The following is an 18,384-nucleotide window of genomic DNA, read 5'->3' on the forward strand; positions in this document are numbered from 1 at the left end:
GTTTTATTAGGTAACTTTGTCCATGTAAAATGTGCGCAATATGTGCGATTGTCAAGCTTTTGGGCTTTATATGTGTCACAACACCAACTTGTCCATTAATACAATATATAAGCTTGAACCGTAGAGGAAGGAGATACTTCATGAACATATGTGTACTAGGAGCGGGGTATGTAGGGCTGACGACAACAGCTGTACTTGCGGAATTAGGGCATGACGTTATATGCATCGATAAAGATCCAGATAAAATAAAACAGCTTCGGCAAAAAAAGATCCCTATTTATGAGCCGGGGCTTCGTGAGCTTATAGAAAATAATTCGCAACGTATTACATTCTGCACGGATAGCTATAAAGGAATCCTAAAATCTGATGCAATTTTTATTGCAGTTGGAACACCTTCCGACCAAGATGGAAAACCTGACTTAACATATGTGCTTTCTGTAATTGAAGATTTATCAAAAACAATTATTTCTTATAAGACAGTTATTACAAAAAGCACCGTCCCTCCGGGGACAAACGAAATGATTGAACTATTGTTAATGAAGAAAGGTGTTAAACGGAAATATTTTGATATCGTTTCAAATCCGGAATTTCTCAGAGAAGGTTCGGCAGTATATGATATGCTTCATGGAGATAAGACCGTTATCGGCCTAAAAAAGAATGATTCCAGGTCGCTTCCTGTTATGAGGGAAATATATAATGGCATCAAAGCGCCTTTTATAGTCACGAGTCTGACTGGAGCAGAGCTGATAAAGTATGCAAATAATGCCTTTCTCGCAACAAAAATATCATTTATCAATGAAATGTCAAGAATATGTGAAGCATATGGTGTTGATATAACGGAGATTTCAAAAGGAATTGGTGCAGATCCTCGAATCGGTCCACAATTTCTCCAAGCCGGCCTCGGTTACGGGGGCTCTTGTTTTCCTAAAGATTTGCAAGCATTGTATTATGCCGCAGTTTCAAAAAATGTTACTGCACAAATTTTACAAGCCGTCCAATCTGTTAATGAAACACAGATTGATTTTTATATGAAAAAACTGTTCGCTGTGATGCATGATTTGCGGGGTAAAAAAATAACCGTCCTTGGAATCTCATTCAAACCGAATACAGACGATACTAGATATTCAAGAGCGATCGCATTAATCGAAAAATTAATGAATCAAGATTGCCGGCTTTTTGCTTATGACCCGAAAGCCCGGCTGCCGGAACATGTTCTTGAAAAAGCAACACAGGCAGAAACCTTGGAAGAGTCTATTGATCAGGCTGATTGTCTGATTCTTGCTACAGAATGGGATGAATTCATTCAACTTGATTGGCAATATGTAAAAGAAAAAATGAAAGGTAATATCATTGTCGACGGCAGAAATTGTCTTGAACCTGATAAGATGAAAGCGCTGGGATTTGAATACATTGGAGTTGGTCGCGGATGAAAGTTTTAGTAACAGGAGCGGCGGGTTTCATCGGTTCACATTTGTGTGAAGAATTGCTCCGAAACAAAGATGTGGAAAAAGTAGTTGGAATTGATTTTTTTATCGGACCAACTCCACCTAAAATGAAAAAAGATTTTTTATTACACGTTTCGGAAAATCCGAAGTTTGAATTTATCAGAGATAATTTATTGACAATGCCGCTTGAAAATATAATTTCAAGGGTAGATGCTGTCTACCACCTTGCTGCTATTCCCGGAGTTCGTTCAAGCTGGGGAGACGATTTTAAACACTATATTGATTATAACATATTAGCGACTCAGCGGTTGTTGGAGGCTTGTAAAAATTTGAACATCAAGAAATTTATCTATGCTTCTACCTCATCTATATATGGTGAAAAATATGGAGCTGTTTCAGAAGACCAATTGCCTGAGCCCTTGTCGCCTTACGGAATTACAAAACTTGCTGGGGAACATTTATGCAGAGTATACGAAAAGTATTTTGGCCTTCCAGTCGTCATTCTCCGATTTTTTACTGTCTATGGCCCGCGCCAGAGGCCGGATATGGCTTTTCATCGATTTATTCGCCAATTACTAAAAAATGAGCCTGTTACGATATTTGGTGATGGAAAACAATCGAGAGACTTTACTTTTATAAGTGATTGCGCAAGGGCAACTGCTTCGGTTTTAAATAGTGACAAGGCAGTTGGCCAAACGATTAATATAGGAGGAAAAGAGCGGGCTTCCGTACTGGAAGTTCTTGATGTTCTTGAGGAGATAACAGACTTAAAAGCAAAGCGAATATTTTTAGAACAGCCGGCTGGTGAACCGAAACATACATGGGCCTCCATATCAAAAGCGAAGAAACTTCTTGATTATAATCCCGTTACAGGATTAAAGGAAGGTTTAAAGCAGGAGTGCCTATATTTAATTAAATTTTATAGAGATGATGCGAAATGAATATAGCCTTTATTTGTACGGAAAAGCTTCCATCACCGGCCATAAAAGGAGGAGCCATTCAGATGATGATTGACGGACTGGTTCCTTTTTTTGCAAAGAATCATTCTTTAACAGTGTTCTCCATATCGGATCCGGAGCTTCCCGATCGTGAAAGAATGGATAATGTTGAGTACATTCGCTTTCCGAGAACAAATTACCGATTGATGGTTGCAGAAGAATTAAGGAACCATCAATTCGATATCATTCATGTCTTTAATCGTCCTAAAAATGTAAACTTGTATAAAATGTCATCTCCGCACAGCAAGATAGTTTTAAGTCTTCATAATGATATGTTCTCAGAAAAGAAGATTTCAAGGATTGATGGGGAAGAAGCGATTGAGCAAGCAGCACAAATTACAGCAGTAAGCGACTATATTAAAAAAACTGTTGTTAATCGCTTTCCTCGGGCAGAAAGCAAATTAAGTGTTCTTTATTCAGGTGTTGATCTGGAAAGTTTTAAACCGGTTTGGACAGAAGAAGGAGAAAGCAAAAGGAAAGAATTAAGGGATAAATATGGAATCCAAGATAAAAAAGTCATTCTTTTTGTAGGAAGATTAAGCAAAACAAAGGGGCCTCACCTTTTAATTCAGGCAATGGAAGAACTTGCTGGAAAACATAATGATGCAGTTCTTGTTATTGTGGGAGGGAAGTGGTTCAGCGATAATCGGATAAATGGTTATGTAAATATGCTATATGACCTTGCTAAGCCATTAGAGGACCATATTATTTTTACAAAGTATATTCCTTCATCTGACATACCGGATATGTTTTTAATGGCTGATGTTTTTATTTGCAGTTCCCAATGGAATGAACCGCTTGCCCGAGTTCATTATGAAGCAATGGCAGCAGGCATTCCCGTTATTACAACAAACCGTGGGGGAAATGCAGAAGTGGTCATACATGGCTTTAATGGCTTTTTGATCAATCATTATCAAAACCCAAATCATTTTGCAAAAGCGGTTGATTATATTTTTTCGAATCAGGGGCATGCGCAATTAATGGCACAAACCGGCAGAAAACTGATTGAACTGAATTTTTGTTTTCAACATGTGTATGAGCGCCTTGAAAAAGTGTATAATCAAGCGTTGAAAGAAGAATAGAAAGAAGAAGGGCAGCCCATTTTTTGCGGGCTGCCTTTCATCTTTGTGCGCCCGGCATGGGTGTAATCTATAGGGTGCAAGTCCCGAGCTGTGAAGGCAGAAGTAGCAGTTAGCATAACGCAAGGGTGTCCGTGGTAACGCGGAATCTGAAGGAAGCGGACGGCAAACTTCCGGTCTGAGGAATACGAACTTCATATAAGGCTAGGTATCACTGGGTGAGTTTGCAAAACAAAACAAAGCCCTTTCTGCCGAAGGTGATACAGAGTAAATGAAGCAGATAGATGGAAGGAAAGATTACACTCTTACCCGGGGAGATCTGACTGGCACGCCAAGTAATCTTGGTAACCTATCTAGCGATAGATAGCTGAGCAGTCAGAAGTCAGCAGAGGTCATAGTACTCTTTCGAGCTCGAGACGAAAGAGGAAGGACCGAACAATTAAGGAGAACGAAACACTACGCGTTCATCTTCTGTGTTGAAGCAGACAATCCGGCAGGACTTACTTGAAGGAGGAAGTGGTGAATCCCACGGGGGACTTCAAGAGGGTGGAGCAGAAGATGGCACAAATAGAGGGATTCGTTTACGTGGAGAGGATATCTATGTTGATGGAACTGATTTTGTCACGGGAAAATCTCCTATCGGCATTAAAACGAGTTGAACAGAATAAAGGAAGTCACGGAGTAGATGGCATGCCCGCAAAAGACCTACGGAGACACCTCTATGAAAACTGGGACTCCATTCGACAGTCGTTAAGAGAGGGAACCTACAAACCCTTACCCGTTCGTCGAGTCGAAATCCCGAAACCGAACGGCGGAGTAAGACTTCTAGGTATCCCCACCGCGACTGATCGTTTCATTCAACAAGCGATCGCCCAAGTGTTAACGAGAATCTTCGATCCGACCTTCTCTGAACATAGCTACGGCTTTCGCCCAAGCCGCAGAGGACATGACGCGGTCAGGAAAGCAAAGGGCTATATCAAAGAAGGATATCGCTGGGTGGTCGATATAGACTTAGAGAAATTCTTTGACAAGGTGAACCACGACAAACTGATGGGGATCTTGGCGAAAACGATCGAAGATCGGATTTTACTTAAGTTAATCCGCCGGTATCTTCAATCAGGCGTGATGATAAATGGAGTGGTAATGGAAACAGACATGGGAACGCCACAAGGTGGACCGCTTAGTCCACTATTATCAAACATCATGCTTCACGAGTTGGACAAGGAACTTGAGAAACGTGGACATAAATTTGTACGGTACGCGGATGACTGTAATATCTACGTGAAAACAAAGAAAGCAGGAATTCGTGTCATGAACTCCATTACTAACTTTATCGAGAAGGAATTAAAGCTCAAGGTAAATAAAGAGAAATCGGCGGTAGACCGTCCTTGGAAACGGAAGTTTCTCGGTTTTAGCTTTACACCAAACAAAACACCCAAGATACGGATGGCGAAAGAAAGTGTGAAACGATTCAAGAACAAGATCCGTGAAATCACATCCAGATCCAAACCGTATCGAATGGAGGAAAGAATTGAGAAACTGAACATGTACCTAATGGGATGGTGTGGATATTTTGCCTTGGCAGATACACCAAGCAAGTTCAAAGAATTTGATGAATGGATAAGACGAAGACTTCGAATGTGTTTATGGAAAGAGTGGAAAACGCCGAAAACAAGAATTCGGAAACTTAGAGCATTAGGTGTTCCAAGTCATAAAGCAATCGAGTGGGGCAATACACGCAAGAAATACTGGCGGATTGCCTGCAGTCCCATTCTACACAAAACCCTCGATAACTCCTACTGGAGTCAACAAGGGTTAAGAAGTCTATTCGAGAGATATCATTTTCTACGTCATACTTAATTGAACCGCCGTATACCGAACGGTACGTACGGTGGTGTGAGAGGACGGGGGTTAGTCACCCCCTCCTACTCGATTATGATGAACCAATTCCTTAATTGTAATTTTCGGATCCATGATTCCTTTTTTAGGGAATTCATTTTAAGATATTAATGGTCTGGTGCTTCAGACTACTGAATTCCTCGGATGTATCATCGTTTAATTCTTCTGCTTTGTTTTCATCACTTGACTAGTCTTCTTCAGATTCCTCGTCGGATTCGTAACCATCGCTAGACTCGTTATCTTCAGATTCCTCGTCGGATTCGTATCCATCGCTGGACTCGTTTTCTTCAGATTCCTCATCGGATTCGTAACCATCGCTAGACTCGTTATCTTCAGATTCTTCGTCGGATTCGTAACCATCGCTAGACTCGTTATCTTCAGATTCTTCATCAGATTCGTAACCATCGCTGGACTCGTTTTCTTCGGAACCCTCATAAGACTCACTTGATTCCTGAGACTCGTCTTCTTCTGAAGTCACTGATTCTTCATCCTCGCTGCTTGATTCATACGACTCTTCCTCATTGGATGATTCAGATGATTCTTCCCCTTCAAAGTCATATTCAAGTTCAGTACTTTCCTCAAATTCATAGTTGATAAATTCCATTATTATATTCCTCCTGAAAATTTTTTGTTTTATCCATAAATTATGCTTTTCTAAAATGAAACATTACACTCTTACTCTTAATTTTTATTTATTACATGTGTAAGAAATGGTGTAGTTTTTGATCTTTCTTCAATAATGATTTTTACCCTTGGCAGAGGAATTTCCTCAATGGCAGACTCTTCGTCATTAAGATTTTCATCCAAAAATTCTTCAGAGCTTTCTTCATGATCAGCAACTTCTTTTGTTAACTCTAGCCCCTCTTCTTCCTTGATTAAGTTCAAAGATTTTTCATCGTGTTCAACGGATGTAATTTTATTTTCCTTAATATTATATGATTGTGAAAGGTTAGAAGTTGTGGGAAATTCAATTATTTGAACATTGGATATCTCTTTAAGATTGTCTAATCCGGTAGTTTGTTTATCTTGAATAGCTTCAGGATCGTCAAGGATTTTTTCGTACTCTGAAAAACTCCAGCCCATCGGACCAGGAGGAGAAAATGTGAATTTTTCAAGTTCCAGCTTTGGAATAAAGTTTTTGTCATTTTTTTCAGACATCCTTCTTCCCTCCGCTCTGCTGCTTTATTTCAAGATAAATATCTGAAAAACTGCTCAAGAATTCATCTTTTGAATTTTCAACGGCTACAATGTTTTGCAGCGCCCACATGTATTTTTCGTCAGACCAGGATCGCTTTTGTCCAAGATAATATTTATGAATAATGGAACAGAATAGATGTGGGAAGGTTAAATCTGTCCAAAGGATGCGGTAATGGTTTTTTGATAAAGGATGGACAGAATCATAAGAACGCAGCATATGAATCGCAAGATCATGGTCCCATACAGACATTTTTTTCATCACTTTGTTTAGGAGAATTCGAAGGTCTCTTGAAGGTAAGTCTTGCGTAATGGAATGAAGCTCTTTCATAAAAGCTGATCCATCCACTTCAATTAATCTGGCAAGAGTAAAATCTTGCTGGCAGAAACCACCTTCATTTAATACATCAATCGTACATTGCTTGTAATAAGATTCGTCTAAGTTTTGCAATGCGTCTCTGCCTCTTTGAAGCATTTTTTCGGCATACTCCAAAAACAGGATTGAGAATGGATCGTTTGGCAAAGATTCAGCAATTTTTTTATGGCCTTCAAGTTCTTGAAGCTTCCACCTGTATAATTTTTGCCATTTGTTAAGACGAGCCCGTTTTTTGCTCTCTTTCATCGGTTGGTATCCTTTTGAAGCCTGATAAAATTGGGCTGCAAATTCGAGTGTTTTTCCAAGATGATCTTTACTGTAATATGTCATTTCATTACCGGAGACTTTATCATACATAACAAATGCTAAGTCTCCTAAACCGAGACATAAGGAACCATTCTTTGTCAAATGAATGGGAGCGATTGGCAGACCTTTTTCAAGCAGGTGCAAATGGGCATTTGCAATAAAAAGCATTCTTCTAGGTTTCATCATAGCCTGCTTTAAAATTTTTACGCCGTCACTCGTTTGAATCTCCCATGTTTTTCGTCCGCTTTTATTAGAAAAAAGGGTGATATCCTTAACATCGAAAGGATAATAGTCAAGAATTCCTTCAAGATAATCATGGTTAATTTTGCTTGGTTCTTCCACATCACTCATCCTTTCTGCCTAAGGAATATCTCATTGCTTCTTTATAAACACTTATGAGATTTTTTGATACAGTCTCCCATCCGAAATCTCTTTCAACTTTTGCGCGTCCGTATTTTCCAAGTCGCTGGCAAAGGTTTGTATTACTTAAAAGTTGATTAATCCGTATTGCATAGGCATCGGGGTTCTCAAAATCATAAATAATGAACCCGTTTTTTTCTTCCTCGATAACTTCTGGATTACCTCCCCGGTTGCTGGTAATAATCGGAAGTCCGGCTGCCATTGCTTCATAATGTACACGGGCAAGGGGCTCCTGCCATTGCGAAGAACAGACAAAAAGATCGGACATCGTATAGAGTCCTGGAATGTCGCGCGGTTTAACGAATTTAATGAAAGTTACATTTTCCAGATAAAGAGATCCAAATGTATAAAGATGCTTTACATAATTATTTACATTGTCATCTCCAAACCACTTTGATCCTACGAAAACCATCATGATATCTGGATGCTCTTCAATAATTTTTGGCATTGCTTGCAACAGCACATGCGGTCCTTTGACCTTGCTCAATCTCCCTACAAAAAGAACAACTTTTCTTCCTTCAAGTCCTAATTCATCCCTAATTCTTCTGCGGATTCGGGATCCTTCTGCTGTCCACTGCGGATGATAATCCTCCAAGTCGACACCGGAATAGACAGTCTTTGTTTTCGATTGTGCATCAGGAAAGCGGGAAGTAATGGTATTGCCGATATAGTCGCTGACGGTAATGATTTTTGCAACCAGGGAAATACAATCCATTCCTTCCTGATCTGATATTTTATCAGGCGCGAACATATCGTTATGAACGCTAAGTACAAACTTTGTTTCTGGTGAAGCCTCAGCAAGAGTTTTGATCCAAGTCGGCCGGTTGCAAATATGGACGACATCGTACTTAGCATTTTTTACATGCGTTGTCAGTTGTTCCAAGTAACTGTCTTCGTCAAACCGCAAATATTTGACATTGTTTCTTTCTTCTGATTCTTTCAATTCTGGATCTTTAATTGAAATAACTGAAACATCCGCGGTTTTCCCAATAATTGAAGCGACTGAATCGAGATATATTTGAATGGCTCCGCCGCGAATTGCCGGCACAGGAAGCTTTTCTGTAGCTGCAAGTGCAATTTTCATAGATGTTTCCTCCATTCACGTTACAGATGAAAAGAAAAAAATATTCCTGTTTCTTTATGATACGAGTTAAGTCGGGACATGGTGAGTTATCCCATTCCTGTTTTTAAAAAAGGGCATATGTCACAGGAGAAAAACCCAATTTGGTTAAATGAACCGGAAAACAAGGGCAAGGTTGGGTGTATTTCCATACATTGATTACAAGAAGGTATGAGGATGGTGAACATTTTGGCGGAAGAACACGCAAAAAAAGTAATTGAAAAAGATGAGGCCGGAGAATTCCTATTGACTCCGGAAGAGGAAGCAAAATTGACTAGGCTGGCAGAATCCATTATCCAATATTGGGATGTGTCCATTACTTCTATTGAAGTGATTCAAGGCGGACAAATGGCGTTAGTTTGGAAAATCAACACTTCAGAAGGACCTATCTGCCTCAAACGAATTCACAGGCCCGAAAAGAAAGCATTGTTTTCCATAAACGCACAAAATTTTCTTGCGACAAAAGGATTCCGTGTTCCAGGAATTATTCCAAATAAAAATAGGGAGCTCTATACAAAATATGGGCCATTTTTATTTGTTGTATATGATTGGATAGAAGGAAGGCCGTTTGAGTTGACAGTTAAAGAAGATTTGGAATTTATCATGAAGGGATTGGCAGAATTTCACACTGCGTCCATCGGGTATAAGCCTCCAGAGGGAATTCCAATTTTTACAAAATTGGGGCGCTGGCCATATCACTACATGAAAAGATGCCAGCATATGGAAACATGGAAGATTTCTGCAAGAAAACTCCAAGACGACCCTTTTTCCGAATTGTATTTAGCGGACATTGATGAGTTTATCCGTAACGGGAATGATACGTTAAAAATGTTGTTGGAATCAGAATATCCTTCGTGGGTAAATACAGTGAAAAAGTCGCCAAACTTATGCCATCAGGACTACGGAACAGGAAACTCGCTCCTAGGAACCGACGGTCAAATTTGGATTATTGATCTTGATACGGTATCATTTGATTTGCCAATACGGGATCTCAGAAAAATGATCATCCCCTTACTTGATACAACAGGAGTATGGGATCAGGAAACATTTGATATTATGATTCGTGCTTATGAATCTGTATCTCCTTTAACGCATGAACAAAAGCAAATTATGTTCATTGATATGCTTTTCCCATATGAGTTGTATGATATTGCCCGTGAAAGATTTGTGAGAAAAACCCCGATGCTTGTGGATGAATTGGCAGGGGCGATGGAATATGAAAGAATTAAATTACAGGCACTGCAAACCCTTATTAAGGAAAAATAGCAATGCGATAATCCCGGCGGCCGCCGGGATTTTTCAATTAGGCAACAAGTCTTATTAATCATTATTGTAAAGAGAGAAAAGGCTGTTTACGTTTAAAAAGTTAGTTAAGAAAAATACACGATATTAAGATAAAATAAAATATTGTAAATTTTTTCAAAATTACATTCTTTTTTTTCGTACTTTTTGTATGATAGGACTGTAATAAAAATTGTAAGATTTCAAGGAGGCAAATGAAATGAAAGGTCTTAAACAATGGTTATTAGCTTTAATGGCAGTTTTTATGGTAGCAGGTATTGCCACAGGTTGCTCCAATAATGACAAGAAAACAGATGGAACAAATACACAACAAAATCAAGATGCTGATAATACAAAAACAGAAGAATCAGGACAATAATGATCTGTAGCGGGGCCGAGGCTGACTTTTGAGTCAGCCTCGGTCTTTTTTAATTTTTTTATGTATCTCTTTTGCATGATTGGAAAAAATACTTAAGGCATTGCTTATTTTTAATAAAATTCCCATCTTATGGGGGATTTTTTTGTTTGAATTTGTTTTACAAAATTTATTCTAAGGTGGTCAATGATGAATGGAGAATTATTGATTATCGGTGGACATGAAGAAAAGTATAACGGAGAAGAGATTCTGCGAAAATTTATGGAGTTGGCAAAAAGAAATAAAGGTCCAATTGGCATTTTGCCAACTGCCTCCGAAATTCCCGATGAGGTGAGTGCTGATTATATCAACGTATTTCGCAAACTAAATGCAGAAGAAATCAAAGTGTTTAATATACATTCCAGAAATGAAGCAAATGAAGAGGATTTTTCGGATACGATGTCACAAATATCAGCCTTGTTTATTACAGGCGGAGACCAGAGCCGTTTAGCGGAGATCATTGGCAAAACAAAATTGTACGACGCGATCTTTGAACGGTGGAAAAACGGAATGGTTATCGCCGGTACAAGTGCCGGGGCATCCATAATGGGAAAAAGCATGATTGCTTCCGCGAAAACAAAAGAGTCTGATAAAGGTTTAAAGATTGAAATGGAGGATGGATTTGGTTTTCTTGATGTTTTAATTGACCAGCATTTTTCCCAGAGAGCGCGGTTTGGAAGGCTGCTCGGAGCCATAGCAGAAAACCAGAATTTAATTGGGATCGGCATTGATGAAAACACAGCGATTCTTGTAGAAAACGATAAGTTCAAAGTTTATGGCGAACACCAAGTATTTGTCATCGACGGTAAAGAAGGAAATTTAGTTGATTTGGCCATATCTGAAAGCGGAGGGGAAGAGCTGACAATATCCAATTTTAAATTGCATACGCTTACAAATGGCTTTAGCTTTGATCTGACTACGAGACAACTAATTCATAGAAAAGAGGATTAAACGAATGAAGATCAACCGAGTAAGGTATTTGAAAGGCCCAAATTATTTCAGTTTAAGGCCTGCTATTTGGATTGAACTGGATATAGAGGAACTTGAATTACTCCCTTCAAATGCTATTCCCGGATTTACAGACAGACTTTTAGAACTTATCCCAAGCCTAAAAACACATACGTGCTCGCTCGGGTATCAAGGCGGCTTTATTGATCGGTTAAGAGAAGGCACCTGGATGGGACATATACTCGAGCATGTGGCAATCGAACTTCAAGTTCTTGCCGGCATTGATGCAAAACGAGGTAAAACGATTACAAGCAATAAAAAAGGCATCTATTATATCACTTATGATTATCAAGAGCCAAAATCCGGATTCCATGCCTTTAAATCAGCAATGGAAATTATAGAAAAAATATTAAAGGGTCAACGTTTAATTCCAATCCAAAAGTACATTTCACAAATTTCAGACCTTTATTCTAATAACAAACTTGGACCGAGTACGCAGGCAATTTTTGATGCGGCAATGAATTCGAAAATTCCTGTAGAAAGAATAGGAACCGACAGTTTGCTCAGGCTTGGAACTGGATCAAAGCAAAAATTTGTCCAAGCCACGATTACAAGTCAGACTTCCGTTCTTGCTGTAGAGAGAGCTTGTGATAAGCAGGTGACGAAGATGATTCTTTCAAGTTGTGGTGTTCCTGTCCCTAAAGGGGAAGTTGTCACTTCGTTGACTGAAATCTTTAAGGCCTCTGAAAGAATCGGTTTTCCGCTTGTTATAAAACCTCTTAAAGGGAGACAAGGGCAAGGAGTTATTACAAATATTAGAAATAAAGATGAGCTATTCAATGTTGTAAATTGTTTAGATAAACATGTGAAAGAATTTATTATTGAGCGTTATTATGACGGAAATGATTACAGGCTTTTAGTTATTAATAATAAATTCGCAGCAGCAAGCCTTCGGACCCCGCCATTTGTGATTGGAAACGGACAGGATACGATTCGGAGATTAATTGAACTTGAAAATGAAAATCCTAAGCGCGGAGATGGGCATGAAAAACCGATGTCAAAAATTCCGCTTGATTTTACAGTATCATGTTATCTTGAAAAATTTGATTTAACACTTGATTCTGTTCCGGATAAAGGCCAGATCGTGCAGGTGGTCGGAAATGCTAATTTATCTACTGGGGGACAAGCAATTGATGTAACGGACGATGTCCACCCTTCAATAAAAGAGATGGCTATCACGGCTGCGAAGGCCATTGGACTTGATGTTGCGGGAATTGATTTTATCTGTAAGGACATAACAAAACCGTTAAATCACAAAGAAGCAGTGGTCGTTGAAGTAAATGCGGCACCGGGAATCCGTATGCACCATTTTCCGAGTAAAGGCAAAAAAAGAGATGTTGGCAAAGAAATTGTTAAATATCTTTTTAAAAACAGGGAGCAAGCAAGTATACCTATCATTTCTGTAACTGGTACGAATGGGAAAACGACTACTTCCCGATTGATCAAACATTTAATCGAAAAAGAAAATTTTACGGTTGGAATGGCCAATTCGGATGGGGTTTACATTGGAAGTCAATGTATTGATGAAGGAGATTGCAGCGGCCCAATAAGTGCAAGAATGGTTCTAAGCAATCCAAACGTTGAATTAGCAGTATTGGAGACAGCGAGGGGTGGAATTCTTCGTGAAGGTCTTGCATTTCGTTATTGTGATGTTGGAATCGTAACAAATGTGAGTGAAGACCATCTTGGACAGGATGGAATTGAAACGTTTGAGCAGCTTGTCAAGTTGAAAAGATTAATACCTGAAGTTGTGATTGAAGGGGGCTATTGTGTTTTAAATGCCGATGACCCTGAAGTGGTGAAAATGGCTGATTATACTAAAGGAAACATTATTTTTACGTCTATAAACGCTGATAACCCATATATTAATGAAGCAGCTGTTAATGGAGGTATCGCCTGGTATCTTGATCATAAAGGGTGGATTGTTCACGTATCGAAAAACATTAAAACAAAGTTCCTCCCTTCCCAGGAAATTCCAATTACGATAAACGGTACAGCTAAACATAATATTGCCAATTTATTGCAAGCTTTAGCCGCGGCACATTCTCAAGGCATTTCAATAAGTCAGTTAAAAGAAAGAGTTTTATCGTTCGAACCTGATTTTAAACAATCTAAAGGAAGATTTAATAAAATAAGCAAAAATGGGCGGGAAATTGTTGTCGACTATGCACATAACGTTGCCGGGTTAATGGCTATCTACGATACAATTAAGGAACTAAAAAAAAATCGCATCATCACCGTGCTTTCCGCACCAGGTGATAGAAATAACAATGAAGTCGCAAATCTGGCAAAAATTGCTGCTAAGAATTCGGATTTACTTGTTATTAAGGAGGATAGAGAGCTGAGAGGCAGGGCTCCGTTTGAAATTGCCGGTATCATGAGGGATGCCGCAATACAAGAAGGAATCGGGAGTGAAAATATTTATATAATTAGAAATGAATTAGCTGCGTTTGCAGAAGCATGGGAATTGTCAAGAGAAGGAGATCTCCTCCTCTTTTCATATGAAGAGTTTTCGAGTATAACTCAATTTCTTTCGATGGTTCATGAAAAACAAACCATTTTAAACAAAAAAAGAAGCGGCTAAACAATAGGCTTGGAGTGAATGACTCCAAGTCTTATTTTTATTTGGGAGAATTGCAGACATAAGCAGAAGAGGATCTTTTTTTGAGTACCTTAACATATAGTTAAATGAGAAGAGGAGGGGACGATAGTGATTAGGATTAGGATGCTTGGTTTTCAAAGCCAACCAACTAAAAAGAACCTCCAGGGGAAACAAAAAGAAATTTACAACGCAATTGAAAACAGTCCTTTCATGTATGAGTACGATACAGTCAATCAATTATTATTTGAATTAAGTGTGAGAGAAAAAATTATTAACGCATCAATAGATCTAAGTAAAAGCAAGGTTGTGTTCTCATCTTTCAGGACCTCAGGCTTTAACCCTGCTTATTGGATCCGCGGAAATCAAGGATACTTGTTAAGATATGACGTTCAGCCTGCTGATGCGATAGAAGATATTTTTATCAATAGTCAATATTATGGATTTGAATGTTCAACAGCGATTGTAATTATTTTTTATAAAGCAGTGCTTGAATCGATAGACCGGCGTATATTTAATTACTTATTTCAAAATTTGCTTGTTTGGGACTGGAACTATGACCCCGATCTTGAGATCATTACCCTTCCAGGAGATGACTTTATTCCGGGTGATGTCGTTTATTTTTATAACCCAGATTTCCAACAACCAATTTGGATGGGAGAAAACGCGGTATCCTTGGGAAATGGCAAATACTTTGGACATGGGATTGGTATCCGTACTGCCGAACAAATGGTTGAAGCTCTGAATACCCGCAGAAAAGAGAATGCCAAAAGAACAGCATATCTATTAGAACAATACAGCAGGCTTAACTTTTCATCTTTAGAACGGTTCGCAAAAAACAAACCTACCCTTTAATTTAATGATTTAAAGGGAAGGGAGGTTTGTATTCAATGCTTTAATGAAAAAAGGATGCTTTCCATAGGAAAGCATCCTTTTATTAGTTAATATCTGAAACATGCTGCTCCTACAATAATGAGCAGGATGAACAATACTACGATCAGAGCAAACGTGCCGCCGTAGCCGCAGCCGCCATATCCATGTCCGCATCCATATCCGTATCCGCCGTAACCGTACATTTAGAAACCTCCTTAAATTTCATTATTAATATCCAAATCCACCGCAAAAACAGGACGCACCAATAATAATCAATAAAATAAACAGAACAACCAGGAGAGCAAATCCTCCGCCGTATCCGTCTGACATATCTAAAACCTCCTTTTTCTAAGTCAATATATCCTATTCAATTTGCTTCATTTGTGTTATAGACACCTAACTAAATTGGACATTTTTCTTAGATGAAAGACACTGTTAATCATTACTGTTGATCGATTTGATATTGAGGGGTGCCGTTTTGCTTATAATTTCCTTTAATTCCATGGAAAAGATTTAGATGTGGTGACAAGTTCAATTCTATGTTAGGGTAATTCATGTCGCCTAAATCGTATGATGAAGGAGGAAGTTTCATTGAATAAAGTGGTTCTATTGCTAACGATCTTTTTGATGACAATACAATTTTTTCAAATAGATCAACCGAAATCATATGCGCAAATTCGTGAGAATGTAAAGGTGTACGAGGTCGAAAAAGGAGACACACTTTTCAATATTGCTGTAAGATCTGGAATTTCTGAATTGGAGCTTAAACAGGCAAATTTTAAAAAAACAGATCATATTGTGCCTGGTGAAAAGCTGATTATTCCTGAAAAAAAGATTACCGATCATGAACAAGATCTGCTTGCGAGATTAGTTCATGCGGAAGCAAAAGGAGAGCCGTATGCCGGTAAAATTGCCGTTGCCTTAGTTGTTTTGAACCGCGTTAAAAGCGATAAATTCCCTGATACCATTCAGGAAGTAATATATGAAGAACGGCAATTTGAGCCGGTCGAAAACGGTTCAATTAATCAACCGGCTAATGAAGAATCTAAAAAGGCAGTAAAAGAAGCGATTGCACTTGAAGGCCAGGATAATGGTTCACTTTTCTTTTTTAATCCTGAAAAAACGAACAGCAAATGGCTTCGTACAAGAACAGTAACAACTGTAATTGGAAATCACCGTTTTGCTAAGTAGTTAAGTAAAAACAACCTCGTTGGGGTTGTTTTTGTTTACATACATCATTGATTAAAACATGGTACTCTATAATAAAAAGTATAAAAAAGTTTAGCGCTTTAAATTGAGGGACATACCCCCCCCCCGAAAAATAATATGAGGTGACAGAAATGAAGATTCGAAAAACAATTGTAAATCAAAATGATACAAGAGTGTTTGTGTATGAAAATCGTAAAGAAGAATATACTGTCGTGGCGATTCCTGATCTAGAATGGTCATGTCTGATTTCTTACAGCGAAACTAGGGAAGAGATTGTTGAAAGGCTCAAAGAATCATTATCAAAAGCTTTACATGAGAATGCGGAAGAACTTGTGGAACGCATTTACGTTTGGACAAGAGAAATGTAAAGGAAATTTGGTGTTCCTTTGTTGGTGTGAAAGACAGCATTGCAATGTGGGGGTGTCAGCGATATGATGTAGCTTATGGAGAATTTTTTATTGGGCTTTGTCTAGCTCCACATGAAGTGGAATGCGTATATGCTTTTAGAGAGGAAGACATTATGGTGAAAAATTTTACAGACGAAGTGCTGTCAAGAAGAACATTTGCAATCATTTCGCATCCCGATGCAGGGAAAACAACATTAACAGAAAAGCTGCTCCTGTTCGGTGGAGCTATTCGGGATGCAGGTACCGTAAAAGCGAAAAAGACTGGGAAATTTGCAACAAGCGACTGGATGGAAATCGAAAAACAACGTGGGATTTCTGTTACTTCAAGTGTGATGCAATTTGATTACCAAGGTTTTCGCGTAAACATTCTCGATACACCCGGGCACCAGGACTTTAGCGAAGACACGTACCGTACGTTAACAGCCGTTGACAGCGCAGTGATGATTATTGATTCAGCAAAAGGAATAGAAGAGCAAACAATAAAGCTTTTTAAAGTTTGCCGAATGAGAGGCATTCCAATTTTTACGTTTATGAACAAGCTTGACCGGCAAGGAAAAGCTCCGCTTGAACTTTTAGCTGAGCTGGAAGAAGTCCTTGGCATTGAGTCGTATCCTATGAACTGGCCTATTGGAATGGGAAAAGAATTTTTAGGGATTTATGACCGTTTTTACAATCGGATCGAGCAATTCCGTGTTGAGGATGGCGAACGGTTTGTTGAATTGAACGAGGATGGCGAGATTGACGGGGAACACCCATTAAAGGAATCTCCTTTATATGAACAAACGCTTGAGGAAGTTTTGCTGTTAAATGAGGCAGGAAACAGCTTCTCCGCTGAACGTGTGGCAGAAGGGACACTTACTCCTGTGTTTTTTGGAAGTGCGCTAACGAATTTTGGAGTGCAAACCTTTTTGGAAACGTATCTAAAATTTGCCCCTGCACCACAGGCACGAAATTCAACTGCCGGGAAAATCGACCCTCTTTCTGAACAATTTTCAGGGTTTATTTTTAAAATCCAAGCAAACATGAATCCTGCGCACCGTGACCGGATTGCATTTCTTAGAGTATGCTCAGGAAAATTTGAGCGGGGGATGACGGTAAACTTGGCCAGAACAGGGAAGCAAATCAAGCTTTCTCAATCGACACGGTTTATGGCCGATGACCGGAGTACAGTGGATGAAGCGGTAAGCGGGGATATTATTGGGTTATATGATCCCGGAACATATCAAATTGGTGATACATTGACATCAGGAAAAGAAGTTTTTCATTACGATAGTCTCCCACAATTTACTTCTGAATTGTTTGTTAGAGTAACGGCGAAAAACGTTATGAAGCAAAAACATTTCCATAAAGGGATTCAGCAGCTCGTTCAAGAAGGAGCCATCCAGCTGTTTAAAACGGTGAAGACGGATGAATATTTGCTTGGAGCCGTTGGACAGCTGCAGTTTGAAGTTTTTGAACATAGAATGAAAGCAGAATACAACGTTGATGTTGTAATGGAAGGGCTAGGTTCAAAAATTGCCCGCTGGATCGAAAATGAAGAAGTGGATGAAAAACTTTCCAGCTCTCGCAGCCTGCTCGTCCATGATCGTTTTGAAAGATATGTTTTCTTATTTGAAAATGACTTTGCACTTCGCTGGTTCCAGGATAAGAATCCTCATATTAAACTTTATAATCCGATGGACAGTTCAAATTCATAAGAAAAGGAATTTGTAAAAAAGCAGCCAATAAGCGGCTGTTTTTTTCAATTATTACGAT

19 protein-coding genes are annotated in these 18,384 nt (G+C 38.9%); 13 read left to right on the forward strand and 6 right to left on the reverse strand.

From position 1 onward, the window contains the following. Positions 1 to 140: 140 nt before the first annotated feature. From BMMGA3_RS04750 to ltrA, 5 genes are all read left to right on the forward strand, one after another. Positions 141 to 1,430 (forward strand): UDP-glucose dehydrogenase family protein, encoded by a 1,290-nt coding sequence (locus BMMGA3_RS04750; protein WP_004433708.1) that lies wholly within the window; start codon positions 141 to 143, stop codon positions 1,428 to 1,430. Next, the gene (locus BMMGA3_RS04755; RefSeq protein ID WP_004433709.1) at positions 1,427 to 2,386 is read left to right on the forward strand and encodes an NAD-dependent epimerase/dehydratase family protein; all 960 of its coding nucleotides are present in this window, start codon (positions 1,427 to 1,429) and stop codon (positions 2,384 to 2,386) included. The genes BMMGA3_RS04750 and BMMGA3_RS04755 overlap by 4 nt, the downstream gene beginning before the upstream one ends. Next, on the forward strand, positions 2,383 to 3,525 hold the full coding sequence (locus BMMGA3_RS04760; RefSeq protein ID WP_004433711.1) for a glycosyltransferase family 4 protein: 1,143 nt from the start codon (positions 2,383 to 2,385) through the stop codon (positions 3,523 to 3,525). Before BMMGA3_RS04755 ends, BMMGA3_RS04760 begins: the two co-directional genes overlap by 4 nt. 470 nt (positions 3,526 to 3,995) lie before the next feature. Then, positions 3,996 to 4,181: a hypothetical protein gene (locus tag BMMGA3_RS17115; RefSeq protein ID WP_004433713.1), complete on the forward strand. Its 186-nt coding sequence runs from the start codon at positions 3,996 to 3,998 to the stop codon at positions 4,179 to 4,181. Further along, entirely contained in the window at positions 4,123 to 5,382 is a 1,260-nt protein-coding gene (ltrA, locus tag BMMGA3_RS04765; protein ID WP_004433715.1) for a group II intron reverse transcriptase/maturase, read from the forward strand. Before BMMGA3_RS17115 ends, ltrA begins: the two co-directional genes overlap by 59 nt. 226 nt (positions 5,383 to 5,608) lie before the next feature. Here ltrA and BMMGA3_RS04770 read toward each other — a convergent pair whose 3' ends face one another. The 4 genes from BMMGA3_RS04770 to BMMGA3_RS04785 form a co-directional block, all read right to left on the reverse strand. Then, positions 5,609 to 6,025 carry a hypothetical protein gene (locus tag BMMGA3_RS04770; RefSeq protein WP_004433718.1) on the reverse strand — a complete coding sequence of 139 codons (417 nt, stop codon included), beginning with the start codon at positions 6,023 to 6,025 and terminating at the stop codon, positions 5,609 to 5,611. A 77-nt stretch (positions 6,026 to 6,102) separates the two neighbouring features. Continuing rightward, positions 6,103 to 6,579, reverse strand: a complete 477-nt coding sequence (locus BMMGA3_RS04775; protein ID WP_004433719.1) for a hypothetical protein — start codon at positions 6,577 to 6,579, stop codon at positions 6,103 to 6,105. Then, positions 6,572 to 7,639, reverse strand: coding sequence for a CotS family spore coat protein (locus tag BMMGA3_RS04780; RefSeq protein ID WP_004433723.1), 1,068 nt, complete (start codon positions 7,637 to 7,639; stop codon positions 6,572 to 6,574). Before BMMGA3_RS04780 ends, BMMGA3_RS04775 begins: the two co-directional genes overlap by 8 nt. Position 7,640: 1 nt before the next feature. Further along, the gene (locus BMMGA3_RS04785; protein ID WP_004433724.1) at positions 7,641 to 8,801 is read right to left on the reverse strand and encodes a glycosyltransferase family 4 protein; all 1,161 of its coding nucleotides are present in this window, start codon (positions 8,799 to 8,801) and stop codon (positions 7,641 to 7,643) included. Positions 8,802 to 9,014: 213 nt separating this feature from the next. Between BMMGA3_RS04785 and BMMGA3_RS04790 the strand changes: the two genes are divergently transcribed. The 5 genes from BMMGA3_RS04790 to BMMGA3_RS04805 all read left to right on the forward strand — a co-directional run bounded on the left by BMMGA3_RS04790 (position 9,015) and on the right by BMMGA3_RS04805 (position 14,995). Then, the gene (locus BMMGA3_RS04790; RefSeq protein WP_004433725.1) at positions 9,015 to 10,103 is read left to right on the forward strand and encodes a spore coat kinase CotI; all 1,089 of its coding nucleotides are present in this window, start codon (positions 9,015 to 9,017) and stop codon (positions 10,101 to 10,103) included. A gap of 235 nt (positions 10,104 to 10,338) precedes the next feature. Continuing rightward, the gene (locus BMMGA3_RS17780) at positions 10,339 to 10,497 is read left to right on the forward strand and encodes a hypothetical protein (RefSeq protein ID WP_004433726.1); all 159 of its coding nucleotides are present in this window, start codon (positions 10,339 to 10,341) and stop codon (positions 10,495 to 10,497) included. 186 nt (positions 10,498 to 10,683) lie between these two features. Further along, complete coding sequence (locus BMMGA3_RS04795) at positions 10,684 to 11,484, forward strand: cyanophycinase (RefSeq protein WP_004433727.1); 801 nt, start codon at positions 10,684 to 10,686, stop codon at positions 11,482 to 11,484. Positions 11,485 to 11,488: 4 nt separating this feature from the next. Continuing rightward, the gene (gene cphA / locus BMMGA3_RS04800) at positions 11,489 to 14,125 is read left to right on the forward strand and encodes a cyanophycin synthetase (protein WP_038502075.1); all 2,637 of its coding nucleotides are present in this window, start codon (positions 11,489 to 11,491) and stop codon (positions 14,123 to 14,125) included. A 126-nt stretch (positions 14,126 to 14,251) separates the two neighbouring features. Next, positions 14,252 to 14,995 (forward strand): hypothetical protein, encoded by a 744-nt coding sequence (locus BMMGA3_RS04805; RefSeq protein WP_004433728.1) that lies wholly within the window; start codon positions 14,252 to 14,254, stop codon positions 14,993 to 14,995. An 86-nt stretch (positions 14,996 to 15,081) separates the two neighbouring features. Here BMMGA3_RS04805 and BMMGA3_RS17120 read toward each other — a convergent pair whose 3' ends face one another. Both BMMGA3_RS17120 and BMMGA3_RS17125 read right to left on the reverse strand, forming a co-directional pair. Continuing rightward, positions 15,082 to 15,216 carry a YjcZ family sporulation protein gene (locus tag BMMGA3_RS17120; protein ID WP_004433729.1) on the reverse strand — a complete coding sequence of 45 codons (135 nt, stop codon included), beginning with the start codon at positions 15,214 to 15,216 and terminating at the stop codon, positions 15,082 to 15,084. A gap of 25 nt (positions 15,217 to 15,241) precedes the next feature. After that, positions 15,242 to 15,343: a YjcZ family sporulation protein gene (locus tag BMMGA3_RS17125; RefSeq protein WP_004433730.1), complete on the reverse strand. Its 102-nt coding sequence runs from the start codon at positions 15,341 to 15,343 to the stop codon at positions 15,242 to 15,244. 261 nt (positions 15,344 to 15,604) lie between these two features. Here BMMGA3_RS17125 and BMMGA3_RS04810 point away from each other — a divergent pair, with 261 nt between their 5' ends. The 3 genes from BMMGA3_RS04810 (at position 15,605) to BMMGA3_RS04820 (ending at position 18,326) form a co-directional block, all read left to right on the forward strand. Further along, on the forward strand, positions 15,605 to 16,204 hold the full coding sequence (locus BMMGA3_RS04810) for a cell wall hydrolase (RefSeq protein WP_004433732.1): 600 nt from the start codon (positions 15,605 to 15,607) through the stop codon (positions 16,202 to 16,204). A gap of 149 nt (positions 16,205 to 16,353) precedes the next feature. Then, a complete protein-coding gene (locus BMMGA3_RS04815) occupies positions 16,354 to 16,590 on the forward strand; it encodes a YueH family protein (protein ID WP_004433733.1) in 237 nt (78 codons plus the stop codon). Positions 16,591 to 16,742: 152 nt separating this feature from the next. Then, the gene (locus tag BMMGA3_RS04820; RefSeq protein ID WP_034669301.1) at positions 16,743 to 18,326 is read left to right on the forward strand and encodes a peptide chain release factor 3; all 1,584 of its coding nucleotides are present in this window, start codon (positions 16,743 to 16,745) and stop codon (positions 18,324 to 18,326) included. Positions 18,327 to 18,384 lie beyond the last annotated feature (58 nt).

The sequence above is a fragment of the Bacillus methanolicus MGA3 genome (assembly GCF_000724485.1).
Classification (GTDB): Bacteria; Bacillota; Bacilli; order Bacillales; family Cytobacillaceae; genus Bacillus_Z; species Bacillus_Z methanolicus_A.

Coding starts and splice junctions, on each gene's coding strand:
- BMMGA3_RS04750 (WP_004433708.1), top strand. CDS start 141: ATGAACATATGTGTACTAGGAGCGGGGTATGTAGGGCTGACGACAACA.
- BMMGA3_RS04755 (WP_004433709.1), top strand. CDS start 1,427: ATGAAAGTTTTAGTAACAGGAGCGGCGGGTTTCATCGGTTCACATTTG.
- BMMGA3_RS04760 (WP_004433711.1), top strand. CDS start 2,383: ATGAATATAGCCTTTATTTGTACGGAAAAGCTTCCATCACCGGCCATA.
- ltrA (WP_004433715.1), top strand. CDS start 4,123: ATGTTGATGGAACTGATTTTGTCACGGGAAAATCTCCTATCGGCATTA.
- BMMGA3_RS04770 (WP_004433718.1), bottom strand. CDS start 6,025: ATGGAATTTATCAACTATGAATTTGAGGAAAGTACTGAACTTGAATAT.
- BMMGA3_RS04775 (WP_004433719.1), bottom strand. CDS start 6,579: ATGTCTGAAAAAAATGACAAAAACTTTATTCCAAAGCTGGAACTTGAA.
- BMMGA3_RS04785 (WP_004433724.1), bottom strand. CDS start 8,801: ATGAAAATTGCACTTGCAGCTACAGAAAAGCTTCCTGTGCCGGCAATT.
- BMMGA3_RS04790 (WP_004433725.1), top strand. CDS start 9,015: ATGGTGAACATTTTGGCGGAAGAACACGCAAAAAAAGTAATTGAAAAA.
- BMMGA3_RS17780 (WP_004433726.1), top strand. CDS start 10,339: ATGAAAGGTCTTAAACAATGGTTATTAGCTTTAATGGCAGTTTTTATG.
- BMMGA3_RS04795 (WP_004433727.1), top strand. CDS start 10,684: ATGAATGGAGAATTATTGATTATCGGTGGACATGAAGAAAAGTATAAC.
- cphA (WP_038502075.1), top strand. CDS start 11,489: ATGAAGATCAACCGAGTAAGGTATTTGAAAGGCCCAAATTATTTCAGT.
- BMMGA3_RS17120 (WP_004433729.1), bottom strand. CDS start 15,216: ATGTACGGTTACGGCGGATACGGATATGGATGCGGACATGGATATGGC.
- BMMGA3_RS17125 (WP_004433730.1), bottom strand. CDS start 15,343: ATGTCAGACGGATACGGCGGAGGATTTGCTCTCCTGGTTGTTCTGTTT.
- BMMGA3_RS04815 (WP_004433733.1), top strand. CDS start 16,354: ATGAAGATTCGAAAAACAATTGTAAATCAAAATGATACAAGAGTGTTT.
- BMMGA3_RS04820 (WP_034669301.1), top strand. CDS start 16,743: ATGGTGAAAAATTTTACAGACGAAGTGCTGTCAAGAAGAACATTTGCA.